This is a genomic window from Streptomyces sp. NPDC091281, from assembly GCF_044757425.1.
GTDB lineage: Bacteria > Actinomycetota > Actinomycetes > Streptomycetales > Streptomycetaceae > Streptomyces.
This window is the reverse complement of sequence record NZ_JBIVUY010000003.1, coordinates 635,287-652,155: the sequence shown is the minus strand read 5'-3', so window position 1 is coordinate 652,155 and position 16,869 is coordinate 635,287. Positions and strand designations below refer to the sequence as shown.

The following is a 16,869-nucleotide window of genomic DNA, read 5'->3' as shown; positions in this document are numbered from 1 at the left end:
GCCGCTCAGTAGCCGCGGTACTGCTGGTTGTACGGGTCCTGGTACTGGGGCGCGGCGGGCCGGGGAGCGGCGGGGCGCATCGCCTCGTACCCCGTGCCGGGGGCGGCCGGACGCGGCTGCTGCATCTGCTGCGGGCCCGGGTAGCCGCGCGGCGCGCCGGGCTGCGGCGGGATGTAGGCCGCCGGGGCCTGCTGGAGCGGCGAGGGCTGCTGGGCCTGCGGGTAGCCGTACGGCGTGGGGGCCGCCGGGAGGGCGGGCAGCGCCGACGGCAGCGCGGGCAGGTTGCTGCCCGCGTCGTAGGCGGCGGGGACCCGGATCGGGGCGATCTGCGGGGTGCCCCGCTCGGCCACGAGGGAGTCGTAGATCGGGGTGTCCGGGAAGGAGGCGGAGTAGTAGCCGCCGCCATAGCCGCCGTAGGTGGAGCGGGGGGAGGTCATGGCACATAAGTTAAGCCCACGATGTGCTGGTTGGGGAGACCGATAAGAGGGTTGTTTTCCGTGTCGACGCCGCCTTCCGATCCCCAATGCGAGCGAACTTGCCAAAAAGGGGCGGCACGTGGCGTACAGATCGTGTAAAGGCCGAGTTCCCGGCGGGTTACCGGGGGTTGGACGGCCCGTTCCTGATGCCGCCGGGAGCCCAGATCCGGCCCGGTGGATGGGCCCCGGCGGCCCTTCCGCATAGGTTGGCCGGGACAACATGGAAGAACGCGGAAGTCGTGGAAAGCCGCAGAGAGACACAGACCGACGCGCGCCCGGCCCTCGGCCCGGCGCGCCGACAGGTGAGGGGGCGCACATGTCCATGTCGAAGGGGTCCAACGTTCCGGTTCCCACGACGGCGCTGCGGGTCGAGGTGGGCTGGCGGTCCGGACCCGGAGTGCCGGACGCGGACGCCTCGGCCCTGCTGCTGACGGCCGGAAAGGTCCGGTCGGACGCCGACTTCGTCTTCTACAACCAGCCCGCCCACGCCTCCGGCGCTGTCCGCCACGAGGGCAAGCGCACCGCGGGCGACCAGGTGACCGACACCCTCCTCGTGGACCTCGCGCGCGTGGAACCCGCCGTCGAGACGGTCGTCCTCGCCGCGTCCTCCGACGGCGGCTCCTTCGGCAGGGTGCCCGGGTTGTACGTCGAGGTCCGCGACGCCGGGAGCGGTACGCAGGCCGCCCGGTTCGACAGCACCGGCGCGACCGTCGAGACGGCCTTCGTCCTCGGCGAGTTCTACCGGCGTCAGGGCGCCTGGAAGTTCCGCGCGGTCGGCCAGGGCTACGACAGCGGACTGGAGGGCCTTGCCACCGACTTCGGCATCACCGTCGACGAGCCCCAGCACACGCCCCCGCCCCAGCCCGCCGCGCCCACCTACACGCCGCCGCCCGTGACGCCCGCTCCGCCGCAGCCGTCGAGCCCCTACCAGCCCGCCCCGCCCCAGGCGTCGGCCCCGTATCCGCCCGCCCCGCAGCAGCCGACCCTGCCCGCCTTCCCGGTCACCGCGCCGCCGCCCGTGCCGTCGACCCCGCCCCCGCCGCCCCCGGCACCGCCCGCCGCGCCCGTGCGGCTCACCAAGGTCACGCTCACCAAGAACGCGCCCGCCGTGTCGCTGACCAAGCAGGGCGGCACCTCCGGCGCCATGCGCGTCAACCTCAACTGGGAGGTGCGCAAGCAGTTCTCGGGCTGGGGCAGCAAACGCGGCCGGGCCGTCGCCCTCCACAACGACCTCGACCTCGACCTGTGCGCCCTGTTCGAACTGACCGACGGCCGCAAGGGCGTCGTCCAGGCCCTCGGCAACGCCTTCGGCGCGCTGCACCACCCGCCGTACATCCTGCTCGACGGCGACGACCGCACCGGGGCCGTCAGCAGCGGCGAGAACCTCACCATCAACCTCGACCACCGGGCCGACCTCCGGCGCGTCCTCGTCTTCGTCACCATCTACGAGGGCGCCCGCTCCTTCGCCGACCTGCACGCCAGCGTCACCCTCCAGCCGCAGTACGGCGCGCCGATCGACTTCTCCCTCGACGAGTGCACCGTCCCCTCCACGGTGTGCGCGCTCGCCCTGATCACCAACACCGGCTCCGACCTCGTCGTCCAGCGCGAGGCGCGCTACCTGGTGCCCGAGCGCGGGGTGAGCCCGCAGCGGACCGTCGACCGCGCGTACGGCTGGGGCATGGACTGGACGCCCGGCCGCAAGTGATCCGGGCCTGACGCCGCCGCGCGCGGTGCGAAGCCGGACGCCGTCGCGCGCAGGGCGAGGCCGGGCGCCGTCGCGCGCGTGCCGCCGGGTTCGCGTCCGGCGCGCGCGGTGGCCGTCGGGGCGTCAGCCCTCGTCGGCCACCGCGCCGGGACGCGCGTAGGTGCGGCCCTTCCAGGCGGCGCCCCGGCCCCGGTAGTGCAGCACCGCCGAGTCGACCGTCATCAGGAGATAGAGGAACGCCGTGAACGGCAGCAGCGGAGCGAGCCACAGCGGCTGCCGGTAGTAGCGGAGCATCGGGACGTACGTCCCCGTCATCACCAGCCAGGCCAGCCCCCCGAGCAGCGCCGTCACCGGGTCACCGAGCACCAGGCCCGCCCCGAGCGCGACCGGCGGCACCAGGTACACCAGCGCCAGCCCCAGCACCGTACCGAGCAGCAGGAACGGGCTGTGCCGCAGTTGCGCGTAGGCGCTGCGCGACACCATCCGCCACAGGTCCCGCAGGCCGGGGTAGGGCCGTACGCTGTCCACCCGCTCCGCCAGCCCCAGCCAGATGTGACCGCGCGCGTCCTTCTTCACCGCGCGCGCGAGCGCCACGTCGTCGATCACGGCGTGCCGGATCGCGTCCGGGATGCGCGCCCGTACGGCCGTCTCCGTCCGCAGCAGCACGCAGCCTCCGGCCGCGGCGGCCGTCCTGCTCCCGCGCACACCGATCCGGCGGAACGGATACAGCTGCGCGAAGAAGTAGACGAAAGCGGGCACGACGAGCCGCTCCCACGCGCTCTCCACGCGCAGCCGCGCCATCTGCGACACCACGTCGAAGCCGCCCGTCCCGGCCGCCGCCACCAGCTCCCGCAGACTGTCCGGCGTGTGCGCGATGTCGGCGTCCGTCAGCAGCAGGTACTCGGGCTGCCGCGCGCGGGCCAGCGTGATGCCGTGCCGCACCGCCCACAGCTTCCCCGTCCAGCCCGCGGGCGGTTCCCCCGGCGAGGACACGGTCAGCGGCAGCTCGCCGGACCGCTCGGCCAGCGCGCGCGCCAGCTCGCCGGTCCCGTCCGTGCTCCCGTCGTCGATCAGGAAGACCTCCGCGGGGCCCGGATAGTCCTGGGCCAGCAGCGACGGCAGACTCCGGGCGAGCACCTCCGCCTCGTCGCGCGCGGGGACCACGACACACACCGACGGCCAGCGCGCGGGTGCCACGCGCGGCGGCAGCCGGACGTCCGTCCGCCAGAAGAAGCCCTGACAGAGCAGCAGCCACAGCCAGGCGCCGAGGGACGCCGCGGAGATCCACACGAAGGCGCTCACGCGCGCAGTCTGCCCCACGCCACCGGGCCCGCACGGCACATCGTCTATCGTGGCCGGGTGAAGATCGCGCTCATGGACTCCGGAATCGGGCTGCTGGCGGCCACCGCCGCGGTACGGCGCCTGCGACCCGACGCGGATCTCGTGCTCTCCCTCGACCCCGACGGCATGCCGTGGGGACCGCGCACGCCCGCGGACCTCACCGCGCGCGCGGTGGCCGTCGCCGAGGCCGCCGCCGCCCACCGGCCGGACGCCCTCGTCGTCGGCTGCAACACCGCCACCGTGCACGCCCTGCCCGCCCTGCGCGCACGCCTCGAACCCGACGTGCCCGTCATCGGCACCGTCCCCGCGATCAAGCCCGCCGCCGCCGGAGGCGGACCCGTCGCGATCTGGGCCACCCCCGCCACCACCGGCAGCCCCTACCAGCGCGGCCTCATCGAGGACCACGCGGGCGGTGTCACCGTGACCGAGGTGCCGTGCTGGGGGCTGGCCGAGGCCGTCGAGCACGCGGACGAGACCGCCGTCGAGCGGGCCGTGGCCGCGGCTGCCGCGCTCACCCCCGAGGACGTCACCACCGTCGTCCTGGGCTGCACCCACTACGAACTGGTCGCCGAGCGCATCCGCGCCGCCGTCCAGCGCGCGGGCCGCCCGCCGCTGGTCCTGCACGGCTCCGCCGGTGCCGTCGCCGCCCAGGCACTGCGCCGCGTCGGCGCCCGTCCCGCACCCGACGCGCGGCCCCTCGGCACCGTCAGCGTGCTTCTCAGCGGCCGCCCCGGCCCGCTCCCCGCACCGGCGCTCGCCTACGCGGAGGGCCGCCTCCTCCAGGAGATCAGCACCGCCCAGTGACCCGCACGCCGCCCCGTGGGGCGGGTGGGACGGCCCGGCGCGCCCGTTGGTCCGCCCGGCGCATCGACCCGGCGCGACACGGTACCGGCGCGGCGAAACCTGAGTAGTCTCATGAATATGAGGGACGACCTCCACGCCCAGAACCCCGAGAGCCCGGAGCGTCCGGGGGCCGCAGTCAGCCCTGGGAGCACCGGAGGCCCCGAGCGCGCGGCCGGTTCCGCGGACGCCGGGCACATCGCGGACAGCCCGCTCGCCCCCCATCCGGACGAGTGGCACGGGCGGGCCACCAACCGCCTCCAGTGGGCGCTCGCCCCCGTCGGCGCCGCCTGCCTGGCGCTCGGCATCGAACTGGCCGTCGACTCCGCGTGGACGTCCGGCACCCTGGCCCTCGTCATGGCCGTCGTCGGCTGCATCGCCGCGGGCGTCCTGGTCCTCTTCGGCACCCTCGCCTTCGTCCACGTCGACCTCAAGCTGGACAAGGAGTCCCTGGAGGTCCGCTGCGGCCACATCGGGCTGCCGCGCCGCCGTATCCCGCTCGCCCATGTCGCCGGGGCCGACTTCGAACCGCTGGTCACCCCCCGGCACTGGGGCGGCTGGGGCTACCGCTGGCGGCCCGAGAAGGGCACTGCCGTCGTGGTGCGCCGCGGTGAGGGCGTGGTCCTGCGGCTGTGGGACGGGCACACGTTCACCATCACCGTCGACGACGCCGAGTCGGCCGTGCGCGTCATCCGGGCCCGGCTGCGGCAGGGCAGGCCGGGAGCGGCGCAGCACTGACCGGCCTGACCAGCGCGGGGGGAACGGTGCGGTGTCTCGCGGTTGCGCCGCGTTGCCTCCGTCGTAGGCGGGACGCTCCCGCTGTTTCTTCACTGACCAGCGCGGGACGGGTGCGGCTCCGGGTGTCTGGCCGCGAGGTTCTTGGCGCTTGCCAAAGGGGAGCGGCCGGCTCAGGCGCCAGGTCCGGTGACGGAGGGATCGGGCGCTACGTCCGGCAGCGGAAGGGTCAGGCGCCGCGTCCGGGCCGGGTGATGGACGTCGGTCCGGGCGGGGTCGGAGCGGCGGCGAGCGGGCGGGCCGTCGCGAGACCCGCCAGGAGGCCCGCGCCGACGGAGACCGTCGTGAAACTCAGCGCGTTGCCGACCGCCGCCACGGCCGCGAGGCCCGCCAGCGCGGCACCCGCCGCCACCACGACCGGCGTGGGACGCGGGGACCGCCACAGCGCGAACAGCATCCAGCCGAACGCGGCGGCGAGCAGCAGCACGCCCACCACACCCTGCTCCGCGGCCATCTGCAACGGCGCCGAGTGCGGGCGGCCGTCGGGGAGCGGCGAACCCGCCGCGGTCGCGCTCAGCTCGCCGAAGCGACCCGGGCCGACACCGAGGAGAGCGTCGCCGCGCGCGAGCCGCAGCGCGTCCTGCCACAGATCGATCCGGCGAGGCGTCAGCCTGCCCGCCAACGACCCGGTGAGCCCGCCGGGCAGGGCGTCGGCGGCGACCGCCCAGGTCAGAGCGGCCACCCCGGCGGCACCGACACCGAGCCCGGCCAGCACACGCCCCCGGTGCGTCACCTGCCCGGCGCCGAGCGAGCACAGCAGCACCAGGCCGCAGAGCGCCGCGGCGGTCGCCGAACCGAGCACCGCCCCCGTCACCGCCGCGACAGCCGCCAGCCCGTGCAGGGCGGCACGCAACCCGGACACGTCGGTCGCGCGCGCCGCGCAGCAGGCCGCGCCCGCAGACAGCACCAGCACCGCGGCGGTGGCACCCGCGTGCCCCAGCGGCGCGGCCGTCTCGGGCCCCGCCCCGGTCTGCGGCAGCACCACCGCGAGCGTGATCCCCGCGAGCGCCGCCGCACAGGGCGCCGCCACCGGCACCAGCACGCCCGAGACCCGGCCCGCCGCATAACCGGCCGTGACGGCCAGCACCGCGAGCAGCACCCCCTCGGGGCGCCCGTCGTGCACCGCGGCCGTCACCAGCGACCAGGTGGCACACGCGCCCAGCACCACCACGCCCGCCGAGTCCGCGACACCGCGTCTCTCACCGTCGCAGTCCGTGCCGACCGCGCCCGTCCCCGAGACGCCGTCCGACCCGCCTCCGGACCCGTTCGTCCCGGCCGCCCCGCCCGCGGCCCTCGTCCCCGTGGAACCCACACCGTCCCCCTCGTACCCGGTCCCCTCGCTTCGCTCCCGGTCCCCCGACCGGGAGGGCCGCCCACCACCCCGCGCGGCAGGGACCCGGGCTCACCGTAACGGCTCCGGACCGGTTTGGGGACGCCTGTGGACAGGCCGTTCCCCGGACCACGCTGTCCGCCGCCAGGTCACCCGCCGTACACTCCCGGGGTGACCGTCACCGAAGCGACCGTGGACCGGCAGGACCGGCTGGAGCCCCCGAGCACGCCCGCACGGCGCGCGCGATGGCGGCGGCTCGTCCCGCCGTCCGTAGCGGCGCTCTCTGGAGTCCTCCTCTACGTCAGCTTCCCGCCACGCACCCTGTGGTGGCTCGCGCTGCCCGCCTTCGCCCTGTTCGGCTGGGTGCTGCGCGGCCGGACCTGGAAGGCGGGCCTCGGCCTCGGCTACCTCTTCGGCCTCGGCTTCCTGCTGCCGCTGCTGGTGTGGACGGGCGTCGAGGTCGGCCCCGGCCCGTGGATCGCGTTGGTGGTCATCGAGGCCGTCTTCGTCGCGCTCGTCGGGGCCGGCATCGCCACCGTGTCCCGGTTGCCCGCCTGGCCGCTCTGGGCGGCCGCCCTGTGGATCGCCGGAGAGGCCGCCCGCGCGCGCGTGCCGTTCCGCGGCTTCCCCTGGGGCAAGATCGCGTTCGGGCAGGCGGACGGCGTGTTCCTGCCGCTCGCCGCACTGGGCGGCACCCCCGTCCTCGGGTTCGCCGTCGTCCTCAGCGGCTTCGGACTCCTGGAGATCGTCCGCCTGGCGCTCGACCGGCGCCGCGGGACGGAGATCCGCAGCTCGGCCGCCGTCGTGGCCGCGCTCAGCGTCGCCGTCCCCGTCACGGCGGCACTCGCCTCGCGCGCCCTGGTCAGCGACAAGGCACAGGCCGGTACCGCCACCGTCGCCGTCATCCAGGGCAACGTGCCCCGCCTGGGCCTCGACTTCAACGCCCAGCGCCGCGCCGTCCTCGACTACCACGCGCGCGAGACGGAGCGCCTCGCCGCCGAGGTCAGGGCGGGCAAGGTCGACCAGCCCGACTTCGTGCTCTGGCCCGAGAACTCCTCGGACATCGACCCCTTCGCCAACCCTGACGCCGCCGACGTCATCGAACGTGCGGCGCGCGCGATCGACGCGCCGATCTCCGTCGGCGGGGTCGTCGAACGCGACGGGAAGCTCTACAACGAGCAGATCCTCTGGGACCCCGAGAAGGGCGCCACCCAGACCTACGACAAGCGGCAGGTCCAGCCGTTCGGCGAGTACCTCCCGATGCGCTCGCTCATCGGCGCCCTCAACGAGAACTGGACCTCCATGGTCCGCCAGGACTTCAGCCGCGGCTCCCAACCCGGCGTGTTCGACTTCGGCGACGCCAAGGTCGGCCTCGCCACCTGCTACGAGGCCGCCTTCGACTGGGCCGTCCGCGACACCGTCACCCACGGCGCCCAGCTGATCTCCGTCCCCAGCAACAACGCCACCTTCGACCGCAGTGAGATGACCTACCAGCAGCTCGCCATGTCGCGCGTGCGCGCCGTCGAGCACTCCAGGACCGTCACCGTGCCGGTCACCAGCGGCGTCAGCGCGGTCATCATGCCGGACGGCCGCATCACCCAGAAGACCGGCATGTTCGTCGCCGACTCCCTGGTCCAGAAGGTGCCCCTGCGCACCTCCGAGACCCCCGCCACCCGCCTCGGCATCCTCCCCGAGATCGCCCTCGTGCTCGTCGCCGCGGGCGGCCTCGGCTGGGCGATCGCGGCCGGGGTGCGCGGGCGGCGCGCCGGTGGCGTGTAGCCGTACGCCCGCCGACCACCCCCTGAACCGGGCCGGCGCCGTCACAGGCGGCCGTTAGGGTCGGCCGTATGGCTACTCCTGACTTCATCCGCACGATCCGGGCCAGCGCGGGCAGCCAGCTGCTGTGGCTGCCCGGCGTCACCGCCATCGTCTTCGACGACGAGGGCCGCGTCCTGCTCGGCCGCCGTACCGACACCCGCGAGTGGGCCGTCATCGGCGGCATCCCCGAGCCGGGGGAGCAGCCCGCCCGGTGCGCCGTGCGCGAGGTGCACGAGGAGACCGCCGTGCACTGCGAGGTCGAGCGCGTCGTACTCGTCCAGGCCATGGAGCCCGTGACGTACGACAACGGGGACGTCTGCCAGTACATGGACATCACCTTCCGCTGCCGGGCGGTGGGCGGCGAGGCCCGGGTCAACGACGACGAGTCGCTGGAGGTCGGCTGGTTCGCGGTCGACGCCCTGCCCGACCTGAACGCCTTCGGCCGGTTCCGGATCAAGCAGGCACTGTCGGACGAGCCCACATGGTTCGAGACCATGACAGCGAGCTGAAATATGGGGCTCGCCCACATGTGCCGGGGGCGGGTCGCTGCCTAGAGTCAGCCCATGACCCCGCCCCCCGCCACGCCCCTTGCGGTGACCGGCCTCCACGGCCGGACCGCCCTCGTCACCGGCGCCGCCGGCGGTATCGGCCGGGCCTGCGCCCTCCTGCTGGCCACGGCGGGCGCCAAGGTCCGGGCCGTCGACCTCGACGCCGACGGGCTCAGCGACCTCGCCGCCCGCGCCACCGGCCTCGCGGGCGTTGTCGAACCCCACGTCCTGGACCTCACCGACCTCGACGCTGCCGAGGACGCCGCCGCCGGGACCGACATCCTCGTCAACAACGCCGGACTCCAGCACGTCAGTCCCCTGGAGGACTTCCCGCCGGACGTCTTCCACACGGTCCTCACCGTGATGCTGGAAGCACCGTTCCGCCTCATCCGCGGCGCCCTTCCCCACATGTACGGGCAGGGCTGGGGCCGCATCGTCAACATCTCCTCGGTCCACGGACTCCGCGCCTCCGCCTACAAGGCGGCCTACGTCGCCGCCAAGCACGGACTGGAAGGGCTGTCGAAGACCGCTGCCCTCGAAGGCGCCCCGCACGGCGTCACCTCCAACTGCGTGAACCCCGGCTACGTCCGCACCCCCCTCGTCGAGAAACAGCTCGCCGACCAGGCTCGGGTGCACGGCCTCCCCGAGGAAAGGGTCCTCGCCGAGATCCTGCTCAAAGACAGCGCCGTCAAGCGCCTCGTCGAACCCGAGGAGGTCGCCGGTGCCGTCGCCTACCTGTGCGGCCCCGCCGCCGCCTTCGTCACCGGCACCTCCCTCGTCCTCGACGGCGGCTGGACAGCACACTGACCTGCTGACCTGCTGACCTGCTGACCTGCTGACCTGCTGACCTGCCGCATCGCCGGTCCGGTCGACCCATGCTGACCTGCGTCTCCGGAGTTATCCACAGGCCCGAACGCCCGGCCCGCCCATGAGGAATGCTGGAGACATGTCCCGCAACCACGCGGAGCCCACCGAGCGCTCCGCAGACGACCTCACGGCACCCGCCCGGGCCGCCGCGACCGGGGCCTCGGACGCCGCCGCCGAGGCGCCCTTCCTCCATCTCCTCGCCCGCGGCGCCACCGTGGACGCCTACGAACACCCCGTGCTCCAGGCCCGCGCCGAAGGTCGCCCCGCCGCCTTCGTCGAAGCACTGGAGCAGGCCAAACGGCTCGCCCTGCGCGTGCGGGACGAACTGGAGGGCCGCCGCCGCAGAGAGGCCGAACTGTCCGCGCTGTTCGAGACCGCCCACGACCTCGCCGGACCACGTGACCTCGACACCGTCCTCCAGGCCATCGTGCAGCGCGCCCGTTCCCTCCTCGGCACCGACGTCGCCTACCTCAGCCTCAACGACCCGGCACGCGGCGACACCTACATGCGGGTCACCGAAGGCTCCGTCGCCGCCCGCTTCCAGCAGCTCCGCCTGGGCATGGGCGAAGGCCTCGGCGGTCTCGTCGCCCAGACCGCCCTGCCCTACGTCACCGACGACTACTTCCGCGACGACCGCTTCCGGCACACGGCCGCCATCGACGCCGGCGTACGCGACGAAGGCCTCGTCGCGATCCTCGGCGTCCCCCTCATGCTGGGCGCCGACGTCATCGGCGTCCTCTTCGCCGCCGACCGACGGGCCCGGGTCTTCGAACGCGAGCAGATCGCCCTGCTCGGCTCGTTCGCCGCACTGGCCGCCGCCGCCATCGACACCGCCCACCTGATCACCGAGACCCGGTCCGCACTCGCCGGACTCGAACAGGCCCACGAGATCATCCAGGACCGCAGCGCCGTCATCGAACGGGCCTCCGAGGTCCACGACCGCCTCGCGGAACTCGTCCTGCGCGGCGGCGGCGTCCACGACGTCGCGGCAGCCGTCTCCCGGGTGCTCGACGCCACCGTCGAATTCACCGAAGCGCTCGCCGCGCCCGCCGCCGCCCTGGAGTCCTCCCGCGCCGACGGCCACGCCGTCCGCCACGACGACGACTGGATCGCCGCCGTCGCCGCGGGCGGCGAACTCCTCGGCGCCCTCGTCCTCCGCGGACACCCCGGCCTCGACCCCGTCGACCAGCGCATACTCGAACGGGCCGCCATGGTGACCTCACTCCTCCTGCTCGCCCGACGCTCCGCCGCCGAAGCCGAACAGCGGGTCCGGGGCGAACTCCTCGACGACCTCCTCGACGCCCGCGACCGCGACCCGAGAGTGCTCCGCGAACGCGCCGCGCGACTCAGCGCCGACCTGGACGCCACCCACGTCGTCCTCGCGGCCCGACTGGAGACCGAGGGCGCCGACCCCGACCAGGAAGCCGCCGCCCGCAGACGCCTCTGGTCCGCCGCCTCCCACCTCGCGGCCACCCGACAGGGCCTCGCCGCGGCCCGCGACGGCGGCACCGTCCTCCTCCTGCCCCTGCCTCCCGACGCCACCGCCACCACGACCGCCCGCACCACCGCCCACCACCTGGGGTCCGCCGTCAGCGCGCCCGTCACCGTCGGCTCCTCCGCACCCGTCGGCGACCTCGCCGCCCACCCCGAAACCGTCGGTGCCGCCTACGCCGAGAGCCGACGCTGTCTCGACGCCCTGCGACTCCTGGGCCGGGCCGGAGACGGCGCGGCAGCCGAGGACTTCGGCTTCCTCGGTCTCCTCCTGGCCGGAGACCGCGACGTCACCGGCTTCGTGGACCGCACCATCGGCAAGGTCGTCGCCTACGACGACCGACGCGGCACCGACCTCATACGCACCCTCGACGCCTACTTCGCGGGCGGGATGAGCCCCGCCCGCACCAAGGACACCCTCCACGTCCACGTCAACACCGTGGCCCAACGCCTGGAACGCGTCGCCGCCCTCCTCGGAGAGGACTGGCAGAGCCCCGCGCGACTCCTGGAGGTCCAACTCGCGGTCAGACTCCACCGGATGGCGACGCCGGGGATGATCGGGCCCACGACGCATGGCTGAGGGGGCGGGCGAGGGCGCCGGAGGGACGGCCCCCGCGCTCCGCCGAGAAGCGCGGGGGTGGCGGCGAGAGGGCTACGGGGCCGGGACACCGCTCGGGGAGGCAGCCGGGGCGCCGGCCGCCATCGGGGAGGGGACCTCGGCTTCCTCGGCGCCGACGGACGACAGGTCGCACTTGCGGGTTTCGTGAGCCAGGAGGATGGCGATGACGGCGATGACGCATCCGGCGATCATGTACAGGGCGATCGGGGTGGCGCTGTCGAAGTCGGCGAGCAGGGCGGTCGCGAGGAGCGGGGCGGGCGCGCCTGCGACGACGGAGGAGAACTGGGCGCCGATGGAGGCGCCGGAGTAGCGCATGCGGGTCGCGAACATCTCGGCGAAGAAGGCGGCCTGGGGCGCGTACATGGCGCCGTGCAGGACCAGGCCGACGGTCACCGCGAGGACCACGGAGCCGAAGTGGCCGGTGTCGATCAGCGTGAAGAACGGGAAGGCCCACAGCGCGACGCCGACGGCGCCGATCAGGTAGACGGGGCGGCGGCCGATCCGGTCGGAGAGCGCGCCCCAGAGCGGGATCACCGCGAAGTGCGCGGCGGACCCGATGAGGACGGCGTTGAGGGCGGTCTGCTGGGGGATTCCGGCGGCGGTCGTCGCGTAGACGAGGACGAACGCGGTGATCACGTAGTACGACAGGTTGTCGCCCATGCGGGCGCCCATCGCGACCAGGATCTCCCGCCAGTGGTGTCGCATCACGTCGAGGAGCGGGGGCTTCTCGGCGGCCTTCCGGGCCGCGTCGCGTGCGGCGGCGCGGGCCTGCGCCTGCCGGAAGACGGGGGACTCGTCGAGGGAGAGGCGTATCCAGAGGCCCACGACGACGAGGACGCCGGAGAGCAGGAACGGGATGCGCCAACCCCAGTTGCCGAAGGCGGAGTCGGAGAGCACGGCGGTCAGGACGGACAGCACCCCCGTCGCGAGCAGTTGTCCGGCGGGTGCGCCGGTCTGCGGCCAGGAGGCCCAGAAGCCGCGGCGGCGGGTGTCGCCGTGCTCGGAGACCAGTAGTACGGCCCCGCCCCACTCGCCGCCGAGGGCGAAGCCCTGCACCAGCCGCAGCAGCGTGAGCAGCACCAGAGTGACGGTGCCGATCGTCGGGCGCGTGGGCAGCGGACCGATGCCGAAAGTTGCGCCCCCCCATCAGCAGCAGGCTCAGCACCAGCACCAGCACCCGCTTGCGGCCGAGCCGGTCTCCGGGGTGTCCGAAGACCTGGGTGCCGATGGGGCGGTGCGACGCTGGAGGTCGGGAGGCCGCCGTGGTCTTTCGTCCGACCGTCTCGCCGCCGAACGCGCCCGCGCTGACCACAAATGCTGGAAGCAACCGGCCCCGCTGGTCACTACGCCGGGTGTGAGCGACACCTCGGTCCTCGCGCGGGCGCGCACCTGATCGCCTCTCGGCGGCGTCAGGCGAGAATGGTCAGCGGGTTCTCGATGTGGCGTCGGAACGCCGCGAGCCACTGGGCGGCGACTGCGCCGTCGAGGACGCGGTGGTCGGCGGAGAGCGTGACCGTCATGACGTGCCCCACCACGAGCCGGTCCTCCTGATCCACGATCGGGGCGGCCCGGACCGCCCCCACGGCGAGGATCCCGGATTGCGGCGGGTTGAGGATGGCGGTGAACTCCGAGGTTCCGTACATGCCGAGGTTGGAGACGGTGAAGCTTCCGCCCGTCAGCTCGTGTTGCCTGAGCCGACCGGCACGGGCCCGCTCGGCCAGATCGGCCATGGTCGCGCTCACCCGGGTCAGGGACAGTGACTCGACCGAGCGCAGGACGGGAGTGGTGAGCCCGCTCTCGGTGGCGACCGCCACCGAGATGTCCGCCGACGAGAAGCAGCGGATGCTGTCACCGTTCCAGATGGCGTTCGCCACCGGGACCTCGACCAGCGCGGCGGCGACCGCCTTCACGACGAAGTCGTTCAGCGAGATCTTCCTCGGCGCACTCTCGTTGACGGTCCGTCGCAGCTCCAGGAGCGCGTCGACGCGGCAGTCGGCGACGAGATAGAAGTGCGGGACCGAGGACTTGCTGTCGGTCAGGCGTCGTGCGATGGCCCCGCGCATCCGGTCGATCGGCACATCACGGAACGGCGTACCGGCCGTGGGCTGTTCTTGTCCTGCGGTCGACGGCGGAGCGCCCACGGCGGGCGGCGGTGTGCTCGTGACCTTCGACGCGGCGACAGTCGGCGACTCCGACCTCGGCCTCGGCTCCGGCTTCGGCTCCGACACCGGCTCCGATTCCGGTTCCGGTTCCGCGGACGTCCGAGGAGCGGAGTGCCGGGTCCGTGCGAGGTGGGCCTCCAGGTCGCGGCGTACGATCCGCCCGTGTGGTCCGGTGCCCTTGACGTCTTCGAGGCACACGTCGTTCTGCGCGGCGAGCCGGCGGACGAGCGGGCTGCTGAAGAGCCGCCGATCTCCGGGTTGTGGGGTCGGTGCTCCGGAAGTCGGCGGCGCCGCGGAGGCGGCAGGAATGGCGGCGGCCTGATCGGGACGGGGTGAGGCGGCTGGTCCGGAACTCGCCGCGGCCTCGGGCTCCCCGGGCGCCGCTGTCGGTCCGGACGGTGTGGACAGCCCGTGCTCCGACAGTGCCTCCCGGAGGTGTTCGTCCGTCTCGCCGGGTGCGAGCATCACGAGGACGGGATCGCCGACGGCCACCTTGTCTCCCACCGTGGCGAGGAAACAGCCGATGACACCGTCGGTCTCGGCTGTCAGTTCGACGAGGGCCTTGTCCGTCTCCAGCTCCGCCAGGGGCTGGTGCACGGTCACGGTGTCGCCAGGAGCGACGAGCCAGGTCTGGATCGAGGCTTCCTCGGCGCCCGCGAGCACCTCGGGCATGCGGATGATGTCGGCCATGGTTCAGGCTCCGAATCCGAGGCGAACGGCTTCCAGGCCCGCGACCACCTCTTCGGTGCGGGCGATGGCGGCGCGCTCCAGCACACGGGAGATGCTCGGAGACGCCTCTTCCCCGCTCACGCGCGCGACAGGCTGGTCGAGCCAGTCGAAGCAGCGGCGCTGTATCTCGTCGGCGAGCCAGCCGCCGTAGGACGTGCCCCGTGCTCCCTGTTCGACGATGAGGACCGCGCCGGTCTTCCTGACGCTCTTCTCGACGGTGTCCCAGTCGAGGGACGCGCGGTCCAGCCAGCGGAGGTCGATCAGTTCGGCGTCGATCCCGGTCTGCTCGATCGCCTCCTTCGCGTGGGCGACCATCGACAGGTAGCTGATCACGGTCACATCGGATCCCTCGCGGAGGACCGCGGCGGTCCCAGGCGGTATGACGAAGTCGAGTTCACCGTCGGGGACTTCGTCGGCCGTCCCGTAGAGGTCGACGTGCTCGATCATGAGCACCGGGTCCTGGAGGGCGAGCGCGGCGTTCATCAGGCCGACGTAGTCGGTGGCGTTGGAAGGGGCGACGATGCGCCATCCGGGGCTGGTCGCGAAGATCCCGGCGGGATCCATCAGGTGTTGCGAGCCGTAGCCGGATCCCATGGCCACCTTCGTGCGCAGCACCAGCGGTACGGGGTTGTCACCGCCGAACATGTGGCGCGCCTTGCCGATCTGGTTGAAGACCTGGTCGGCCGCGACCCACATGAAGTCGGGGTACATGAACTCGACCACGGGGCGGAACCGGCCGTCCAGCGCGAGTCCGCCCGCCAGACCGACGAAGGCGTTCTCGCTGATCGGTGTCCCGAGCACGCGTGCTTCGCCATGTGCCTCGACGAGACCTCTGGTGGCGCCGTTCGTCCCGCCGTTGAGACGGTGCACGTCCTCGCCCATCACGATGACGCGCGGGTCCTGTGCCATACGGCGGTCCATCACCTGAGCCACCGCCTCGACGAACTTCAGCGGGCGCTTCGGTGTGACGAGGTCGAGCGGAGGCAGATCGTCGAGTTCGCTGCCGTCGCCCCGCACGCCGACGTTGACGAAGCCCGTGTCGGGCCAGAGCCCGTGGCGGACGCGGCGCTTCCCGGGCCTGGCGGGGTCGCTCTCCAGGAGCTGGTCTACGGTCTGCGCCATGGCGCTCTGCGCCAGTTGCCGCAGCGTCGCCACGGCGGACTCGTCGAGGAGCCCTCGCCGGACCATGTGGCCGGCGACGAGATCGAGCGGGTCCCGCGCACGCCATGCCGCCTCCTCGTCCCTGGTGCGGTAGCCGAACGCGCTGCCCGGATAGGGGCCGTTCTGGTGGAAGAAGCGGTACACCTCGGCCTCGACGACGGTGGGACCCCCGCCCGAACGCATCCGCTCGACCGCCGCCTGTGTCGCGAGGTGCACCGCGAGGGGGTCCATCCCGTCGACACGCCAGGACGGGATGCCGAAGCCCTGGCCGCGGACGGAGAACCGTGCGTCGGCGGTGATTTCTTCGGCAGAGGTGGAGACCGCGTACAGGTTGTTCTCGACGAAGAAGCAGACGGGGAGCTGCCAGGCGGCGGCAAGGTTCATGGACTCCAGTACGGAGCCGATCTGCGCGGCTCCGTCGCCGAAGTAGTTGATCGTGATGTCGGTGGTGCCGCCCTGCTTCTGCGCCCAGGCGTTGCCCGTGGCCATCGGGGCTCCACCGCCGACGATCGCGTTGGTGCCGAGCGCGCCTGCCTCGAACCACTGGAGGTGCATCGACCCGCCGCGGCCCCGGCAGTATCCCTGCGCGAGACCGAGGATCTCGGCGAGTGTGCGCCGGAGCACCGTGTGGATCTCCGGGGTGAGCGGGGCGGCCGGATCGATGACGCCACCGCTCACATGGGTCAGGGCCTTAGCGAGGAACTGATGGTGGCCCCGATGGGATCCGTTGACGCCGTCAAGGGAACGCAGGCCCACGATCGAACCGACGGCGCCGCCTTCCTGGCCGATGCTGGAGTGGGCGGGCCCATGGACGACGCCTTCGCCCGCGAGGTCCAGCACCAGTTCCTCGAAGGCTCGGATGAGGTGCAGTTGGGACAGCATCGTGCCGAGCAGGGCCGGGTCCGCGGCATCCCAGTCGGTGATCGTGGTCGACAGCTCGAGCCAGTCGACGCCTGTCTGGAGTCGCTTCTTCTTCGGCATCTTCGC

At 73.3% G+C, this 16,869-nt stretch carries 12 protein-coding genes and 1 pseudogene; 7 read left to right on the top strand and 6 right to left on the bottom strand.

Annotated elements, in window-relative coordinates:
- Positions 1-5: 5 nt before the first annotated feature.
- Positions 6-437 carry a DUF6643 family protein gene (locus ACIQPQ_RS11060; protein ID WP_383772804.1) on the bottom strand — a complete coding sequence of 144 codons (432 nt, stop codon included), beginning with the start codon at positions 435-437 and terminating at the stop codon, positions 6-8.
- A gap of 361 nt (positions 438-798) precedes the next feature.
- On the opposite strand from ACIQPQ_RS11060, the gene ACIQPQ_RS11055 reads away from it, so the two are divergent.
- On the top strand, positions 799-2,181 hold the full coding sequence (locus tag ACIQPQ_RS11055; protein ID WP_401302689.1) for a TerD family protein: 1,383 nt from the start codon (positions 799-801) through the stop codon (positions 2,179-2,181).
- Positions 2,182-2,304: 123 nt separating this feature from the next.
- Here the strand turns inward: ACIQPQ_RS11055 and ACIQPQ_RS11050 are convergent, their stop codons facing one another.
- Entirely contained in the window at positions 2,305-3,501 is a 1,197-nt protein-coding gene (locus tag ACIQPQ_RS11050; RefSeq protein ID WP_401302518.1) for a glycosyltransferase, read from the bottom strand.
- A gap of 39 nt (positions 3,502-3,540) precedes the next feature.
- On the opposite strand from ACIQPQ_RS11050, the gene ACIQPQ_RS11045 reads away from it, so the two are divergent.
- Together ACIQPQ_RS11045 and ACIQPQ_RS11040 are read left to right on the top strand one after the other, a co-directional pair.
- A complete protein-coding gene (locus ACIQPQ_RS11045) occupies positions 3,541-4,326 on the top strand; it encodes a glutamate racemase (protein ID WP_401302516.1) in 786 nt (261 codons plus the stop codon).
- 117 nt (positions 4,327-4,443) lie between these two features.
- Complete coding sequence (locus tag ACIQPQ_RS11040; protein ID WP_401302515.1) at positions 4,444-5,100, top strand: hypothetical protein; 657 nt, start codon at positions 4,444-4,446, stop codon at positions 5,098-5,100.
- A 226-nt stretch (positions 5,101-5,326) separates the two neighbouring features.
- On the opposite strand, the gene ACIQPQ_RS11035 is transcribed toward ACIQPQ_RS11040, so the two are convergent.
- On the bottom strand, positions 5,327-6,328 hold the full coding sequence (locus ACIQPQ_RS11035) for an O-antigen ligase family protein (protein ID WP_401302687.1): 1,002 nt from the start codon (positions 6,326-6,328) through the stop codon (positions 5,327-5,329).
- Positions 6,329-6,658: 330 nt separating this feature from the next.
- Between ACIQPQ_RS11035 and lnt the strand changes: the two genes are divergently transcribed.
- From lnt to ACIQPQ_RS11015, 4 genes are all read left to right on the top strand, one after another.
- Complete coding sequence (gene lnt, locus ACIQPQ_RS11030; protein ID WP_401302513.1) at positions 6,659-8,266, top strand: apolipoprotein N-acyltransferase; 1,608 nt, start codon at positions 6,659-6,661, stop codon at positions 8,264-8,266.
- Between the two features lie 68 nt (positions 8,267-8,334).
- Entirely contained in the window at positions 8,335-8,814 is a 480-nt protein-coding gene (locus ACIQPQ_RS11025) for an NUDIX domain-containing protein (protein ID WP_383772814.1), read from the top strand.
- Positions 8,815-8,868: 54 nt separating this feature from the next.
- Complete coding sequence (locus ACIQPQ_RS11020) at positions 8,869-9,660, top strand: 3-hydroxybutyrate dehydrogenase (protein WP_401302511.1); 792 nt, start codon at positions 8,869-8,871, stop codon at positions 9,658-9,660.
- A gap of 139 nt (positions 9,661-9,799) precedes the next feature.
- A complete protein-coding gene (locus tag ACIQPQ_RS11015) occupies positions 9,800-11,791 on the top strand; it encodes a helix-turn-helix domain-containing protein (protein WP_401302509.1) in 1,992 nt (663 codons plus the stop codon).
- A gap of 72 nt (positions 11,792-11,863) precedes the next feature.
- On the opposite strand, the pseudogene ACIQPQ_RS11010 reads toward ACIQPQ_RS11015, so the two are convergent.
- The 3 genes and pseudogenes from ACIQPQ_RS11010 to ACIQPQ_RS11000 all read right to left on the bottom strand — a co-directional run.
- Positions 11,864-13,064, bottom strand: a pseudogene (locus tag ACIQPQ_RS11010) (MFS transporter); the annotation flags it as partial.
- Positions 13,065-13,239: 175 nt separating this feature from the next.
- On the bottom strand, positions 13,240-14,682 hold the full coding sequence (locus ACIQPQ_RS11005; RefSeq protein WP_401302508.1) for a 2-oxo acid dehydrogenase subunit E2: 1,443 nt from the start codon (positions 14,680-14,682) through the stop codon (positions 13,240-13,242).
- Positions 14,683-14,685: 3 nt separating this feature from the next.
- Complete coding sequence (locus ACIQPQ_RS11000) at positions 14,686-16,863, bottom strand: thiamine pyrophosphate-dependent enzyme (protein ID WP_401302506.1); 2,178 nt, start codon at positions 16,861-16,863, stop codon at positions 14,686-14,688.
- Positions 16,864-16,869 lie beyond the last annotated feature (6 nt).

Bases quoted from the DNA above. Each gene is read 5' to 3' on its own strand.
- ACIQPQ_RS11060 (WP_383772804.1), bottom strand. From the start codon at position 437: ATGACCTCCCCCCGCTCCACCTACGGCGGCTATGGCGGCGGCTACTAC.
- ACIQPQ_RS11055 (WP_401302689.1), top strand. From the start codon at position 799: ATGTCGAAGGGGTCCAACGTTCCGGTTCCCACGACGGCGCTGCGGGTC.
- ACIQPQ_RS11040 (WP_401302515.1), top strand. From the start codon at position 4,444: ATGAGGGACGACCTCCACGCCCAGAACCCCGAGAGCCCGGAGCGTCCG.
- ACIQPQ_RS11025 (WP_383772814.1), top strand. From the start codon at position 8,335: ATGGCTACTCCTGACTTCATCCGCACGATCCGGGCCAGCGCGGGCAGC.
- ACIQPQ_RS11020 (WP_401302511.1), top strand. From the start codon at position 8,869: ATGACCCCGCCCCCCGCCACGCCCCTTGCGGTGACCGGCCTCCACGGC.
- ACIQPQ_RS11015 (WP_401302509.1), top strand. From the start codon at position 9,800: ATGTCCCGCAACCACGCGGAGCCCACCGAGCGCTCCGCAGACGACCTC.
- ACIQPQ_RS11005 (WP_401302508.1), bottom strand. From the start codon at position 14,682: ATGGCCGACATCATCCGCATGCCCGAGGTGCTCGCGGGCGCCGAGGAA.
- ACIQPQ_RS11000 (WP_401302506.1), bottom strand. From the start codon at position 16,863: ATGCCGAAGAAGAAGCGACTCCAGACAGGCGTCGACTGGCTCGAGCTG.